General features: G+C 64.1%; 12 protein-coding genes. 5 read left to right on the top strand and 7 right to left on the bottom strand.

The features are described 5' to 3' along the window. Positions 1-23: 23 nt before the first annotated feature. Together AC1DPX_RS25145 and AC1DPX_RS25140 are read right to left on the bottom strand one after the other, a co-directional pair. Positions 24-287 carry a putative hemolysin gene (locus tag AC1DPX_RS25145; RefSeq protein WP_202358367.1) on the bottom strand — a complete coding sequence of 88 codons (264 nt, stop codon included), beginning with the start codon at positions 285-287 and terminating at the stop codon, positions 24-26. Positions 288-395: 108 nt separating this feature from the next. Beyond that, positions 396-689, bottom strand: a complete 294-nt coding sequence (locus AC1DPX_RS25140) for a GYD domain-containing protein (protein ID WP_202358366.1) — start codon at positions 687-689, stop codon at positions 396-398. Between the two features lie 238 nt (positions 690-927). Between AC1DPX_RS25140 and AC1DPX_RS25135 the strand changes: the two genes are divergently transcribed. Next, positions 928-1,983, top strand: coding sequence for a TauD/TfdA family dioxygenase (locus tag AC1DPX_RS25135; protein WP_477240019.1), 1,056 nt, complete (start codon positions 928-930; stop codon positions 1,981-1,983). A gap of 92 nt (positions 1,984-2,075) precedes the next feature. On the opposite strand, the gene rpoD is transcribed toward AC1DPX_RS25135, so the two are convergent. From rpoD to AC1DPX_RS25115, 4 genes are all read right to left on the bottom strand, one after another. Beyond that, positions 2,076-4,100: an RNA polymerase sigma factor RpoD gene (gene rpoD, locus AC1DPX_RS25130; protein ID WP_019860483.1), complete on the bottom strand. Its 2,025-nt coding sequence runs from the start codon at positions 4,098-4,100 to the stop codon at positions 2,076-2,078. 366 nt (positions 4,101-4,466) lie between these two features. Beyond that, positions 4,467-6,404 carry a DNA primase gene (gene dnaG / locus AC1DPX_RS25125; protein ID WP_477240018.1) on the bottom strand — a complete coding sequence of 646 codons (1,938 nt, stop codon included), beginning with the start codon at positions 6,402-6,404 and terminating at the stop codon, positions 4,467-4,469. A gap of 140 nt (positions 6,405-6,544) precedes the next feature. After that, entirely contained in the window at positions 6,545-6,913 is a 369-nt protein-coding gene (locus tag AC1DPX_RS25120; RefSeq protein ID WP_477240017.1) for an RcnB family protein, read from the bottom strand. Continuing rightward, on the bottom strand, positions 6,910-7,107 hold the full coding sequence (locus tag AC1DPX_RS25115) for a hypothetical protein (RefSeq protein ID WP_477240016.1): 198 nt from the start codon (positions 7,105-7,107) through the stop codon (positions 6,910-6,912). Before AC1DPX_RS25115 ends, AC1DPX_RS25120 begins: the two co-directional genes overlap by 4 nt. A gap of 193 nt (positions 7,108-7,300) precedes the next feature. Between AC1DPX_RS25115 and AC1DPX_RS25110 the strand changes: the two genes are divergently transcribed. The 3 genes from AC1DPX_RS25110 to AC1DPX_RS25100 all read left to right on the top strand — a co-directional run bounded on the left by AC1DPX_RS25110 (position 7,301) and on the right by AC1DPX_RS25100 (position 10,638). Further along, the gene (locus AC1DPX_RS25110; RefSeq protein WP_202358361.1) at positions 7,301-8,965 is read left to right on the top strand and encodes a Na/Pi cotransporter family protein; all 1,665 of its coding nucleotides are present in this window, start codon (positions 7,301-7,303) and stop codon (positions 8,963-8,965) included. Positions 8,966-9,095: 130 nt separating this feature from the next. Continuing rightward, the gene (locus tag AC1DPX_RS25105) at positions 9,096-9,305 is read left to right on the top strand and encodes a DUF2061 domain-containing protein (protein WP_202358360.1); all 210 of its coding nucleotides are present in this window, start codon (positions 9,096-9,098) and stop codon (positions 9,303-9,305) included. Positions 9,306-9,453: 148 nt separating this feature from the next. Next, positions 9,454-10,638: an MFS transporter gene (locus AC1DPX_RS25100; RefSeq protein WP_477240015.1), complete on the top strand. Its 1,185-nt coding sequence runs from the start codon at positions 9,454-9,456 to the stop codon at positions 10,636-10,638. 14 nt (positions 10,639-10,652) lie between these two features. Here AC1DPX_RS25100 and AC1DPX_RS25095 read toward each other — a convergent pair whose 3' ends face one another. Further along, a complete protein-coding gene (locus tag AC1DPX_RS25095; protein WP_477240014.1) occupies positions 10,653-12,890 on the bottom strand; it encodes a heavy metal translocating P-type ATPase in 2,238 nt (745 codons plus the stop codon). 112 nt (positions 12,891-13,002) lie between these two features. On the opposite strand from AC1DPX_RS25095, the gene AC1DPX_RS25090 reads away from it, so the two are divergent. Beyond that, positions 13,003-13,419, top strand: a complete 417-nt coding sequence (locus tag AC1DPX_RS25090) for a MerR family transcriptional regulator (protein WP_143973511.1) — start codon at positions 13,003-13,005, stop codon at positions 13,417-13,419.

Raw genomic sequence — 13,419 nt, 5'->3', positions numbered from 1 at the left:
CTCACCCTATGACAGCGCGCACGTCATTTGCCGCGCATGGCCGCCTTTGGCCCGACGCATTTGTTGTCGCGAAACAGCGCCCACTCCTCGCACAGGCGCCCCTTGGGCAGCCGGCAGAATCCGTATTCATTGCCGGCCTGGTCTTTGCGGATCACCGTGCGCCCGCCGACCTCGCCGCAATGGACGGATGCCGGATTGGCCAAGCCGACCGGGTTTTGCGCGGCGGCGGCGAACGGCATCGACAATATCAACGCAAGGCTGGCAGCCAGTATCGAGACTTTCTTCATCGCGATCACCCCTGCCCGCAGTCTATCATGGCGACGCGTCCTGTCCTGCGGCAAAGCGCCGTCAGGCCGGCACCTGGCCGCTGCCTTCAAGAAGCCCAGTCGCTTGCTTCATCCAAGCGAGGAGATGATCTCGCGGTAGGCGAATTCCGGGAAAGCTTTCAGCGTCCGTGACTTGAGGTTTCCGTTCGCGGCCAGCATCAGCGCGAAACGCGCCAGCACCGCATCATCGGGCGCTTCGACCACCGCCACCATGTCGTATTCGCCCATGGTCAGGTAAAACGCCTTGAACGATCCTCCCATCTCGCCCAGCTGCTTCCTGGCGGCGTCGAGGCGCTTGGGCGAATCGCGCACGTTCTTCGCGCCCTGCTCGGTCCAGTTCATCAGCATGATGTAGGTCGTCATGGTACGCCTCCTTCCGGAGCCACGGAGCACGGCGGCTTCGCCGGGGCGGGCATCCGGGTTGTCGCCCAGAAAATGCATCCGACGCGAAATTATCCTCCCACGGCGAACGTCCCGCAAGCGCTACCGCGCCAGTGCCCCATAGGCGTCGGCAGGGAAAGCCGGTTTAAAAATCTGCCTGGTTGCGGCAATCTCCGTCGCGGCCATCAGCCTGGGCCGATCCGGCCTGCAGGAGAAATTCATGCACGAGACAAAAGACCTGCCGCCGGACCGGATCGAAATCCCCGCCGCATGGACCGGCGCGGACATGGCGAAACATCCCGAACAATGGCTGGTCGAGCTGGATCCGCAGGACGTCATCGAGCTTGAATCGGCGGCAACCGGCTTTCTCGCCCGCTCGCGCGATATTGGCGGCCTGGCCAAGGCCGATTTCCCCTTGCCTCGGCTCGCCGGCCATCTTGCCGCCCTGCGCGAAAAACTGATCGCAGGCATAGGATTCGAGGTGCTGCGCGGCCTGCCGGTCGAAAAATATTCCGCTGAAATGGCGGCAACGATTTTTTGTGGGATTGGCGCGCATCTGGGAAGCGCGCGCTCCCAGAATGCCCAGGGCCATATTCTCGGCCATGTCCGCGACATCGGCGCGGACGCCAAGAGCCCCACGACACGCATCTACCAGACGGCGGAGCGCCAGACGTTTCACACAGACTCGGCCGATGTCGTCGGCCTGCTCTGCCTGCGGGATGCCATGCAAGGCGGCGAATCCCTGTTGGTCAGCACGGTGACGATCTACAACGAGATGCGCAAAAGCCGGCCCGATCTCGTCCGGCTGCTGTTTGATCCGATCGCCACCGACCGGCGCGGTGAGGTCCCGGAGGGCCAAAAACCCTATTTCGAAATCCCGGTGCTCAACTGGCATGCGGGGCTGCTCACCGGCATCTACCAGCGCCAGTACATCGACAGCGCCCAGCGCTTCCCGGATGCCATGCGGCTGAGTGCTGCCCATGTCGAAGCACTGGATCTCTTCGACAGCCTCGCCAACGATCCCAAGCTGAACCTGTCGATGCGGCTTAGGCCGGGCGACATGCAGTTCGTCTACAATCACTCGCTGCTGCACGACCGCATGGGGTTTCGCGATTGGCCCGAACCCGACAGGCGGCGCCATATGCTGCGCCTGTGGCTGTCAATTCCCGGCGACCGCCCGCTGCCAGAATGCTTCAGGCAGCGTTATGGCTCTATCGAGATCGGCGATCGCGGCGGCATCATCGTCAAGGGGACACGGCTGAACGTGCCGCTGTAGGGCAATTCCCGGAAAATCCGACACGGCTTCCGCCGAGCTTGATACGAAAAAGGGCGCCAGTCGGCGCCCTCAATTCTTCGCGACAGAAAAACTCAGCTGTCGAGGAAGCTGCGCAGCTTGCGCGACCGGCTCGGGTGCTTGAGCTTGCGCAGTGCCTTGGCTTCGATCTGGCGGATACGCTCGCGTGTGACCGAGAACTGCTGGCCGACTTCTTCCAGCGTGTGGTCGGTGTTCATGCCGATGCCAAAGCGCATGCGCAGCACGCGCTCCTCGCGCGGCGTCAGCGAGGCCAGAACCCGCGTGGTGGTCTCGCGCAGATTGGCCTGGATCGCCGCGTCGATCGGCAGGATCGCCATCTTGTCCTCGATGAAATCGCCCAGATGCGAATCCTCCTCGTCGCCGACAGGCGTTTCGAGCGAGATCGGCTCCTTGGCGATCTTCAGCACCTTGCGCACTTTTTCGAGCGGCATGGCGAGCTTTTCGGCCAGTTCCTCCGGCGTCGGCTCGCGGCCGATTTCGTGCAGCATCTGGCGCGAGGTGCGCACGATCTTGTTGATCGTCTCGATCATATGCACAGGAATGCGGATGGTGCGCGCCTGGTCGGCGATCGAACGCGTGATCGCCTGCCGGATCCACCAAGTCGCGTAGGTCGAGAACTTGTAGCCGCGGCGGTATTCGAACTTATCGACCGCCTTCATCAGGCCGATATTGCCTTCCTGGATCAGGTCGAGGAACTGCAGGCCGCGATTGGTGTATTTCTTGGCGATGGAGATGACGAGACGCAGATTGGCCTCGACCATTTCCTTCTTGGCGATCGCGGCTTCGCGCTCGCCCTTCTGCACCTGGTTGACGATCTTGCGGAATTCCAGGATCGAGATCGCCGTTTCGGTGGCCAGGTGCTGAATCTCGGCGCGCAGGTCCTTGATCGCATCCTTCTCGTTCTTGGTGAATTCCTTCCAGCCGCGCGACGTCAGATTGCCGATCGCACGCGTCCAGTTGGGATCAAGCTCGGAACCCTGATATTCCTTCAGGAACTCCTCGCGGCGCACGCCATAGCTTTCGGCCAGCCGCAACAGCTTGCCCTCGTTCTGCACCAGGCGCTTGTTGATGTCGTAAAGCTGCTCGACCAGCGCCTCGATGCGCGCCGTGTTGAGCGACAGCGACTTCACCGCCTTGATCAGCTGGTCCTTCAGCTCCTTCAGCCGGCGGTCCTGGCTGGGCGACAGCGTGCCGGCGGCGGCGAGACGGTTCTCGACCTGCTGGTCCTGCAGCTTGCGCAGCTTCTTGTAGGTGTCGGCGATGACGTCGAGCGTCTCCATCACCTGCGGACGCAGTTCCGCTTCCATCGCCGCCAGCGACAGGCTCGCCTCGTCCTCGTCTTCTTCGTCGTCGTCGCCGATGCCGCGCGTATCGGCGCCGACATTGGTGATGTCGTCTTCATCGTCGCGTCCGCGGCGCGGCTTTTCCTCGGCCTTGGGCGCTTCCTCGATGCGCTCGACCACCGGCGCCTGCTTGGCTTCGGGGCCGGCATAGGTGGCTTCGAGGTCGATGATCTCGCGCAGCAGGATCTTGGATTCGTTGAGCTCGTCGCGCCAGATGATGATGGCCTGGAAGGTCAGCGGGCTTTCGCACAGGCCCGCGATCATCGTCTCGCGGCCGGCCTCGATGCGTTTGGCAATGGCGATTTCGCCTTCGCGCGACAGAAGCTCGACCGAGCCCATCTCGCGCAGATACATGCGCACCGGATCGTCGGTGCGGTCGGTCGGCTCTTTCTTTGTGGTGGTGGCGGCGACCGCCGTGCCGGTCTGCTCGGCCAGCTCGTTGGCGTCTTCCTCGGCATCGGCCGCGGTGTCGCCGGCCTCGGCCTCTTCGCCCTGCTCGTCATCCTCGACGACATTGATGCCCATGTCGGACAGCATCGCCATCGTGTCCTCGATCTGCTCGGAGGTCACTTCCTCGGAAGGCAGCACCGAATTCAGCTCGTCCATCGTGACATAGCCGCGCTTCTTGGCGGCCTTGATCATCTTCTTGACAGCATCATCGGAAAGGTCGAGCAGAGGGCCATCGGTGGCGCCTTCGCGTTCGGTCTCGACCTCTTCCTTTTCCTTAGTCGCCATAATTTTTATCTTCTCCTAGCGGCCGGGCATCGGGGCCGCGTAAGCTGTCGGACCAGTCAAATCGGATAGGCTCGTTTTGAAACGCGCTTCACCGGGCCACTAACTTCATTGATCGTTAAGTCCAGATTAACCCTGATATCTGTGGCAGGCGGCCTGCCTGTCCAGTGACCAGTACCTCACATCGCTCATTTCCCGTCGGCGCGGGTGCGGGTTAACGTTTCGAATCGTCCTGATTCCGCCATTCTGTCTGAAGGTCAAGCGCCTCTGGCATGATTCGCATGAAAAAAGCGAATCAATTACCCGACTTAGCGCGCCTTGCTCCCCTGGGAAGCCCGGCCACGCTCTCATTCCTGTACTCAGCTGCACTTAGGCTCGCCCAGCCCTGCCCGACGAAACGCCGAATCCTTCGATCAGCGCTTCCGTCGCCTGTACATCCTGAAATTGCGCCTGAATTTCGATCAGATGGCGGAAGTTTTCGTCCGAGGGATCCGCTTCGAGCGCCGCTTCCGCCTGTTTCAGCTCCTTATGTAAGGTGCGCGCGCTGCGCTGCAAGTGCAGCGCCTGGTTCAGAGCGTCGCGGGCGTCGTCGAGTGCCGCCGTCTCCAGCGCCGGCCATTGTCGCGCCCGCCGGATCAGGCCGACGGCGCGCTCCCAGATCTCGGCGCAGCCGGCGCGCTCGATCGTCGCCACCACGGCATGGCGGTCATTGGCCATGTCATGCGCCATCGCGTCGAGAATGGCGGCATGCAGCCGCTGCAACTCGGAATTGGCGAGGTCGAGAAATTCGACATGGGCGAAATTCTCGTCGATCAGCGCCGGATGGTTGACCAGCGCCACGATGATCGTCGCCTCGCGCACCGACATGCCTTCGCTGCCGCGTTTGACCAGAGCCGATTGGCCGAGGCTTTCGGTGATCGCCATGCGACCACCACCAGGCTTGGCGAATTGTCCACCGGGTGCGGCTGCCTTGCCCTGCTGCCCCGGTTTCCAGTCCTGGCGTCCCTGCCGCGTATCGCGCTGCGAGCCGAAGAAGCTCTTTTCCCGCTCGCGCATTTCCTGCTGGTAGTGATAGCGCGTGCTCTCGTCGCGGATGCGGCTGGTCAACTCCCGCAGCGTCTTTCCCAGTTCCGCCCGCCGTTCCGGCGTGTCGAAGACACCGCCAGCAGTCTCGCGCATCCACAACAGGTCGACCAGCGGCCGCGCATCGGCAAGCACCGCGCGGAAAGCGTCCGGGCCCTCGGCTTTGACCAGGTCGTCGGGATCCTTGCCTTCCGGCAGCAGCGCGAAGCGCGCCGAGCGGCCGGCCTGCACCGAGGGTAATGCCAGGTCCGCGGCCCGCCACGCCGCCTTCAGACCGGCCTTGTCGCCGTCGAAACACAGCATCGGCTCCGGCGCCATGCGCCACAGCAATTCGAGCTGGTTTTCGGTGAGCGCGGTGCCGAGCGGCGCCACGACATTCTCGAAGCCGGCCTGCGCCAGCGCGATGACATCCATATAGCCTTCGACGGCGATGACCGTGCCGCCCTTGGCCAAAGCCTTGCGCGCGCGGGCGAAATTGTAGAGCACATTGCCCTTGTGGAAGAGTTCCGTGTCGGGCGAGTTCATGTATTTGGCCAGCGCATCGGGCGCCAGCGCCCGACCGCCGAAGGCGATGATCTTGCCGCGCGAATCCGGGATCGGAAACATGATGCGGTCGCGGAACCAGTCATAGGAGACAGGGATATCGTCGCCATGACGCACCAGCCCGCAAGCCTCGATGTCGGCCTTCGGCACGCCTTTCGCGGCAAGATGCTCCTTCAGCGCGTTGCGGCTGTCGGGCGCAAAGCCCAGCCGGAACGAATGCTGCGTCGCCGGCGTCAGCCCACGATCCCTGAGATAGGCGCGGGCTTTCGCCCCTTCCGGACCCTGTAGCCGCTCCTGGAAAAAGGCGGTCGCCATCTCCATGACGTCGGTCAGGCTGGCGCGTTCCTGCTCGCGCCGTTCTTCCCGTTCGTCGCGAACCGGCATCGGCACGCCGGCCATGTCGGCGATCTTTTCGACCGCCTCGGGAAAACTCAATCCTTCAAGTTCGGTGAGGAACTTGAAATGGTCGCCCGAGACCGAGCAGCCGAAACAGTGGTAGCGTCCCTTCTTGTCCTCGCAATGGAACGACGGGCTCTTCTCGCCATGGAACGGGCAACAGGCCCAATAGTCGCCTCGCGACGTATTGGTCTTCTTGCGATCCCACGCGACGCGCTGGCCGATGACCTGTGAAATCGGCACGCGGTCGCGGATCTCGTCGAGAAAGGCGGGCGGAAAGCGCATTGAGGGAACTCGTTTCCCCACCATATAATCATCCCAGCGAAATCCGACGACCCCCAATACAGGCCATACCCGGTTTCCACAGGGCAAAAAAGAAAGGCGGCCTTTCGGACCGCCCTCCTTCTTAGGCCAGCGCTGTAAGCTTAGTGCGCCGCGATCGCGCCGAAGATGATGCCGGACAAGACGCTGACCAGCACATAGTCATTGCCGACGCGGATCCATTCCTGGCCGCGGCCGGGACGATGCAGGCCGTAGCGGCCGTAGTCGCGGATCGGCTGGTGCTGCCTCCAGCCGGAATATTTCTGGCCATTGCGCCAGTGGTTCCGCTTCACGACGACCTTCTTCTTGAAGACGCGCTTCCTCACATCCTTGTGATGTCCGGGTTTCTGCCAGTCGACTTTGGTGTAATTCGACTGCGGCGCGACCGGCGCGTTCATCGGCGCGGCCTGGCCGGTGAGTGAGGTGGCGGCCAGCATCGAGACCGCGAGGACAGAAAGAACTATGCGCTTCATGAGAAATCTCCTTGGTTGTCGATGCCCGAGGAATAGCGGCTGGCGGATGAACTGAAACTGAACACCAGCATTACAATTGTGTAATGAAATCTTCTGCTTAGTGCCGATATTTGAACATCATCACAAAGACAAGTGTCGACCACCTGGCAAAAGCGGCCTTTCTCCAGACGGCCAAAGCCCGGCTCTTCAACCATTTGCGTACCCGTTCATTTCCCGACACGGCCTGTCGCGCCGCGACGGCCTCTTGAAATCGACAAAATTTTATTACCCGGCTAAAATATTCGGACTATTATCCACGGTTGCCATGACCATGATTCGAACCCTTGCCTTTCCTCCTGTTCGCCGCGCCGTCCGCACCGCGAGCCCTATCCGCATGCAGGCGCCGAAATGAGCGGTTCCGTCGTCCTTCTGCATCTGGCCGGCGCCGTCGCGCTGATGCTGTTTGCCACCCGCATGGTCAAGACCGGCGTCGAGCGCGCCTATGGCGACGTGCTGCGCCACAGGCTGCGGGCCACCATGCGCAATCCGATCATGGCGGTGCTGGCCGGCACCGGCCTCGCCATCGCCCTGCAGAGCTCGACCGCCGTAACGCTCTTGGTCGGCTCCTTCGCCGGTTCCGGCATCGTCTCGGGCGCCGCCGGCCAATTGGCCGTGCGCGGCGCCGAGATCGGCTCGGCGCTGGTGGTCAAGCTCTTGACCTTCGATCTCACGCTGCTGGTGCCGCTCTGCCTGATCACCGGCACGGTGATGTTCATGGCCACCGAGCGGCGCGACTGGCGCCAGACCGGCCGCATCCTGGTCGGCATCGGCCTCTTGATCCTGTCGCTCGAGATGATCGGCCAGGCATCCGAGCCATTGCGCAACAGCCAGCTGATGCCGGTCATCATCAATTACTTCTCCAGCGATTCCATCACCGCCTATCTCCTGGCGGCGCTGATCACCTGGCTGTTCCAGTCGAGCATCGCCGCGGTGCTTTTGATGGCGACGCTGGCCGGCCGCGGCCTGATCAGCCCTGAACTCGGCGTCGTCCTCATCCTCGGCGTCAATCTTGGCTCTTCCATCATCGCGCCGATGCTGACCCGCTCGGCCGGACCCGCCGTGCGCGTCGTGCCGATCGGCAATCTCTTGATGCGCGGGCTGGGCTCGCTGGTCATGCTGATCCTGTTCATGATCGTTCGGCCGCATGTCGGCTTCCTCGGCGCGACGGCCGCTGACCAGATCGTCAACGCCCATATCCTGTTCAACGTCATCATCCTGCTCGCCGGCCTGCCGCTGGCCGGCTTCGTCTACCGCGCGTCGGAGAAGATCGTGGCACTCGGCACCAAACCAGAGCCTGCCGCTTCCCTCGACGTCATCGAGCTGTCAGCCCTCAACGAAAGCGCGCTGGACGTGCCGAGCCAAGCTCTGGCCAATGCCACGCGCGAGGTGGTACGGGTCTGCGAGACGGTCGAGATCATGCTGAAGCGCATCATCGAGCTCTATGAGAGCGCCGACGCCGACAAGATCAAGGCGCTCGCCGCCCTCGACGACCGCGTCGACCGCAAGCATGCGGCGATCAAACTCTATCTCGCCAAGGTCACCAAGAACCCGCTGACCGAAGACGAGGCGCTGCGCTGCCAGGAACTGATCGGCGCCTGCGTCAAGCTCGAGCAGGTCGGCGACATCATCGTGCGCAACATGCTGGCGCATGTGAAGAAGAAGGTCGATCGCGGGCTGGAGTTCACCGACGAGGGCTGGAGCGAATTGTGCGCCTTCCACAGTTCGGTGCTGGCCAATGCACGGCTGGCCTTCAACGTGCTGGTCTCGCGCGACCCCGAGACCGCCCGCCAGCTGGTGCTGGAGAAGGACCGGTTGCGCGACCGCGAGAAGGAAACCAGCGCCAGCCATTTCCTGCGGCTGCGCGAAGGCACCGCAAAAAGCGTCGAGACCAGTTCTATCCATCTCGACACCATCCGCGACCTGAAGCAGATCAATTCGCTGCTGGCTTCGATGGCCTACCCGGTGCTGGAAGAGCGCGGCCTGTTGACCGGGTCGAGGCTCAAGGCGAGCTAGCGAGAAGGGATTTGCCGGGGCGACGTCAACTTGGGAACAAGCTTGCGTCATTCCCGCTCGAACGGCAAAATTAGTCTTTGTCCCCTTGCCACCCGTCGGCTAAGCATCTGATGCCACCGGGAGGAAATCGATGGATACCCATTCGCGCAGTTTCGCCAAGGCGCTTTCCTGGCGCATGACCGGCACCATCGACACGATGATCATCTCGCTCGTGATAACCGGAAGCATCAAGCTGGCGGCGGCCATCGGCGTGACGGAAGTCTTCACCAAGTCGCTGCTCTATTATTTTCATGAGCGGGCGTGGCTGAAGATCCCCTACGGGCGCAGGACCCCGGTCTAGCGGTTTGTCGCCGCAGGGCATGCCTTTTCCGGAACTAGGCGCCGGCGGCATGGGGAGCAGTCAAGAAAAGCTAAAGTGGCGGCAAAAATTTCTGGATTGCTCCTGGCGTCCATCCATGGTTTGAGGCCCTTCCACCCAAGGCTTTCCCATGTCGCTTCCGCTCATTGCCCTGTTCATTGCCGCTTTTGCTTTCGGCACCACCGAATTCGTCATTGCCGGCGTGCTGCCGCAAGTGGCGGAAGGGCTTGGCGTCTCGGTCCCTTCCGCCGGCTATCTCGTGTCGGGCTACGCCTGCGGCATAGCCATTGGCGGCCCGCTGCTGGCGCTCGCCACCAAGACCTTGCCGCGCAAGACCTTGCTGCTCGGCTTGGCCGTCGCCTTCACCATCGGCCAGGCGGCCTGCGCGCTGGCGCCTGACTTTACCTCCATGCTGCTGCTGCGCGTTGCCGTTGCGGTCGCGCACGGCGCCTATTTCGGCGTCGCCATGGTGGTCGCCGTCGGCCTGGTTCCCGAGGACAAACGCGGCATGGCGGTGGCGGTGATCCTGTCCGGCCTCACCGTCTCCAACGTCATCGGCGTGCCGGCGGGCACCGCCATCGGCAACATCTGGGGCTGGCGTGCCACCTTCTGGGTCATGTGCGCGCTTGGCGTGGCGGCGACTTGCGCCATGGCGGCCCTTCTGCCGCGCACCGCCGGATATCAGGCCAAGCCCGCCGGCCTGGCGCGTGAGGTCCGCGTCCTGGCGCGCCAGCAGGTCTGGACCTCGCTGATCCTGATGCTCATGCTGATGCTCGGCCAATTCTGCCTGTTCACCTACATCACGCCGACCTTGCTTGAGGTCACCGGGCTCGACGAAGGCCTGGTGCCCTGGGTGCTGCTGCTCAACGGCGTCGGCGCCACGTTGGGCGTCTTCCTCGGTGGCAAGCTGTCCGACTGGAAGCTGATGCCCTCGCTGATCACCATGCTGGCCCTGCAGGCAGTGACTCTGGCAATCATCTATGCCGTCAGCCCCTATCCCCTGCCTATGATTGTCGCGATCATCATCTGGGGCGGCCTCAACTTCGCCATCGGCACGCCGATCCAGACCCGCATCCTGGCCTGGACGGCGGACGCCTCCAACCTCGCCTCCTCGCTGATCCCGTCCGGCTTCAATGTCGGCATCGCGCTTGCCGCGTCATTGGGCGCCGCCATGCTCAATGCCGGCTACGGCTATCGAAGCCTGCCCGTGGTGGGCGCTTTCGCCATGCTGGTCGCGGTGGTGGTCGCGGTTGTCTCCCAGGTTTGGGAAGGGCGCAGCAACGCTACCCCGCCACTGACGGCCCCGGCCGAATAGGCCACGACAAGCCCTCATCCGCGCCAGCGCAGCAGGCGCATGGCGTTGGCTGTGACCAGCACGGTGGCGCCGGTATCGGCCAGGATCGCCGGCCACAGGCCGGTGATGCCCAAAACGGTGGTGACCAGGAACACCGCCTTCAGCCCCAGCGCCACGGTGATGTTCTGGCCGATATTGGCCATCACCGCCCGCGACAGCCGCACCATGCGCGCGACATCCATGACGCGGCCATGCAGGATCGCGGCGTCCGCCGTCTCCAGCGCCACGTCGGTGCCACCGCCCATGGCGATTCCGATGTCGGCGGCGGCGAGCGCCGGCGCGTCGTTGATGCCATCGCCGACCTTGGCGACCGTCAGCCCTTCGCGCTGCAATTTGCCGATCATCCGCTGCTTGTCCTGCGGCAGCAATTCCGCCCTCGCCTCGATGCCGAGCGAAGCGGCGATAGCTTCAGCCGTGCGGCGATTGTCGCCGGTCAGCATCACCGCGCGGATGCCTTCGGCCTTGAGCGCCGCGATGCCGGCCGCCGCATCCGGCCGCGGCTCGTCACGCATGGCGATCAGCCCGGCCACCACGCCATCGGCGACCAGCACCGACACGGTCTTGCCCTCGCCGTTCAGGCTGTCGATGGCCAGGCGCTGCGCTGGCGTCATGTCGGCGCGTTCGCCCGCCGCCTGGCCGGAACCGAGGAAGGCAGCCACGCCGCCGACGCTGCCCTCGACGCCCTTGCCGGAGATCGCCTTCGCTGCCAGCGCCGGCGGCACCGGCGCCTTATCGGCCCTGGCCCGATCCAGGATCGCCACAGCCAGCGGATGGCTGGAGCCTTGTTCGAGCGCCGCCGCCAAGGCCAGCACACTGCGCTCATCGCGGCCATAGGCGACGATGTCGGTGACGACAGGCTTACCCGCGGTCAGCGTGCCGGTCTTGTCGAAGGCGACAGCCGTGATCCGGCGAAAGCCTTCCAACACGGCACCGCCCTTCATCAACAGGCCACGCCGTGCGCCGGTCGCCAGACCAGCGGCGATCGCGGCGGGCGTCGAGATGACCAGCGCGCAGGGGCAGCCGATCAAAAGGATCGCCAGGCCCTTGTAGATCCATTCGTTCCAGTCGCCGCCGGCGACGAGCGGCGGCAGCACGGCCACCAGCGCGCCGACCGCCAGCACGCCCGGCGTGTAGTAGCGCGAGAAGCGATCGATGAAGCGCTCGGTCGGCGCCTTGGCCTCCTGCGCCTCCTCGACCAGCCGCACGACGCGGGCGATGGTGTTGTCGGAAGCGGCCGCCGTGACGCGCACTTTCAGCACGCCATCCCTGTTGATCGTGCCGACGAAGACGGGTTCCGCGACACCCTTGCGCTTCGGCGTGCTTTCGCCGGTCACCGGTGCCTCGTCAATGTCGCTCGAGCCTTCCACAATCTCACCATCGGCCGGGATGCGGTCGCCTGGCCGCACCACGATGATGTCGCCGACGGCAAGCTGTTCGGCGGGAACTTCAAGCGTGCCGCCGCCCCGCTCGACCAGCGCCGTCTTCGGCACCAGGTCGGCCAGGCCCTGGATGCTGGCCCGCGCACGCCCGGCGGCGACACCTTCCAGAAGCTCGCCGATCAGGAACAGCACCACCACGGCGGCCGCTTCTTCGGTCGCGCCGATCATCACCGCGCCAACAGCGGCGATGGTCATCAGCATCTCGATCGAGAACGGCGTGCCGGCCAGCGCCGCCATCAGCGCACGCCGCGCGATCGGCACGAGACCGACCAGCAACGCGGCCAGGAAGACCCAGCGTTCCGCCACAGGGAACAGATGGCCGATGCCGTAGGCGACAACAAGCGCCGCCGCACAAGCCAGCGTCAGCGCCGCGCGACGGGTGCGCCACCACGCCTGCCCCGGCTCGGCGTGGCTGTGGAGATGCGATGACCCTGCGGCCTCTTTGACGCCGCCATCGTGATGGTCTGCATGGTCGTGACCCTCGTGATCGTGGCCGTCATGGTCATGATCGGCATGGTCATGCGCCTCGGCCGCCGGCCCACCGGTCCCGGCCTCCGCCTTGACGATGCCATAACCCAGCCGCGCCACATGCCGCAGCACCTTGTCGTCATTGAGCGGACCGCCATGGCTGACCGTCATGCTGGCGCCGGTCACTGAGACCGACACGTCGGCGACACCGTCGAGGCGCCGCACCGCCGTATCGATCTTGGCCGCGCAGGAGGCGCAATCCATGCCGCCGATCTTGAACCGCGTCTGCTTCAGAGGAGAAGTCATGCCATCACCTGTCTGCTTTCCACCCCGCGCGACGCGCCGCCGCACGGGTCTTGAACCTTGATGCCAGGCACTGTAATTGCTCTAGTCACTAGAGCTTCAAGAGGGAAAATGCATGTTTTCGATCGGTGATCTCTCCCGCCGCACCGGGGTCAAGGTGCCGACCATCCGCTACTACGAGCAGATGGGCCTGGTCGCGGCACCCGAGCGCTCGGAAGGCAACCAGCGCCGCTACTCCCGGCAGGAGCTGGAACGGCTGGCCTTCATCCGCCACGCCCGCGACCTTGGCTTTGCCGTCGAGGACATCCGCGCGCTGATCGATCTCAGCGGCCATCCCGAGCAGCCCTGCGGCCATGCCGACAAGATCGCGCAGGAGCAGCTGATTTCGGTGCGCGAAAAGATCGCCCAGCTGAAACGGCTGGAAACCGAACTGGAGCGCATCGCCTCCTGCTGCGACGGCAAGACGGTCGGCGACTGCTACGTCATCCGAGCGCTGTCCGACCACGCACTGTGCGCCGACGAGCACGTCTGA

The sequence above is a fragment of the Mesorhizobium sp. 01N446 genome (assembly GCF_056399285.1).
Note: the sequence above shows the minus strand (reverse complement) of the source record. Positions and strands in the feature narration are given on the sequence as shown.

Bases quoted from the DNA above. Each gene is read 5' to 3' on its own strand.
- AC1DPX_RS25100 (WP_477240015.1), top strand. From the start codon at position 9,454: ATGTCGCTTCCGCTCATTGCCCTGTTCATTGCCGCTTTTGCTTTCGGC.
- AC1DPX_RS25095 (WP_477240014.1), bottom strand. From the start codon at position 12,890: ATGACTTCTCCTCTGAAGCAGACGCGGTTCAAGATCGGCGGCATGGAT.
- AC1DPX_RS25110 (WP_202358361.1), top strand. From the start codon at position 7,301: ATGAGCGGTTCCGTCGTCCTTCTGCATCTGGCCGGCGCCGTCGCGCTG.
- rpoD (WP_019860483.1), bottom strand. From the start codon at position 4,100: ATGGCGACTAAGGAAAAGGAAGAGGTCGAGACCGAACGCGAAGGCGCC.
- AC1DPX_RS25120 (WP_477240017.1), bottom strand. From the start codon at position 6,913: ATGAAGCGCATAGTTCTTTCTGTCCTCGCGGTCTCGATGCTGGCCGCC.
- AC1DPX_RS25090 (WP_143973511.1), top strand. From the start codon at position 13,003: ATGTTTTCGATCGGTGATCTCTCCCGCCGCACCGGGGTCAAGGTGCCG.
- AC1DPX_RS25145 (WP_202358367.1), bottom strand. From the start codon at position 287: ATGAAGAAAGTCTCGATACTGGCTGCCAGCCTTGCGTTGATATTGTCG.
- AC1DPX_RS25115 (WP_477240016.1), bottom strand. From the start codon at position 7,107: ATGGTTGAAGAGCCGGGCTTTGGCCGTCTGGAGAAAGGCCGCTTTTGC.
- AC1DPX_RS25140 (WP_202358366.1), bottom strand. From the start codon at position 689: ATGACGACCTACATCATGCTGATGAACTGGACCGAGCAGGGCGCGAAG.
- dnaG (WP_477240018.1), bottom strand. From the start codon at position 6,404: ATGCGCTTTCCGCCCGCCTTTCTCGACGAGATCCGCGACCGCGTGCCG.
- AC1DPX_RS25105 (WP_202358360.1), top strand. From the start codon at position 9,096: ATGGATACCCATTCGCGCAGTTTCGCCAAGGCGCTTTCCTGGCGCATG.
- AC1DPX_RS25135 (WP_477240019.1), top strand. From the start codon at position 928: ATGCACGAGACAAAAGACCTGCCGCCGGACCGGATCGAAATCCCCGCC.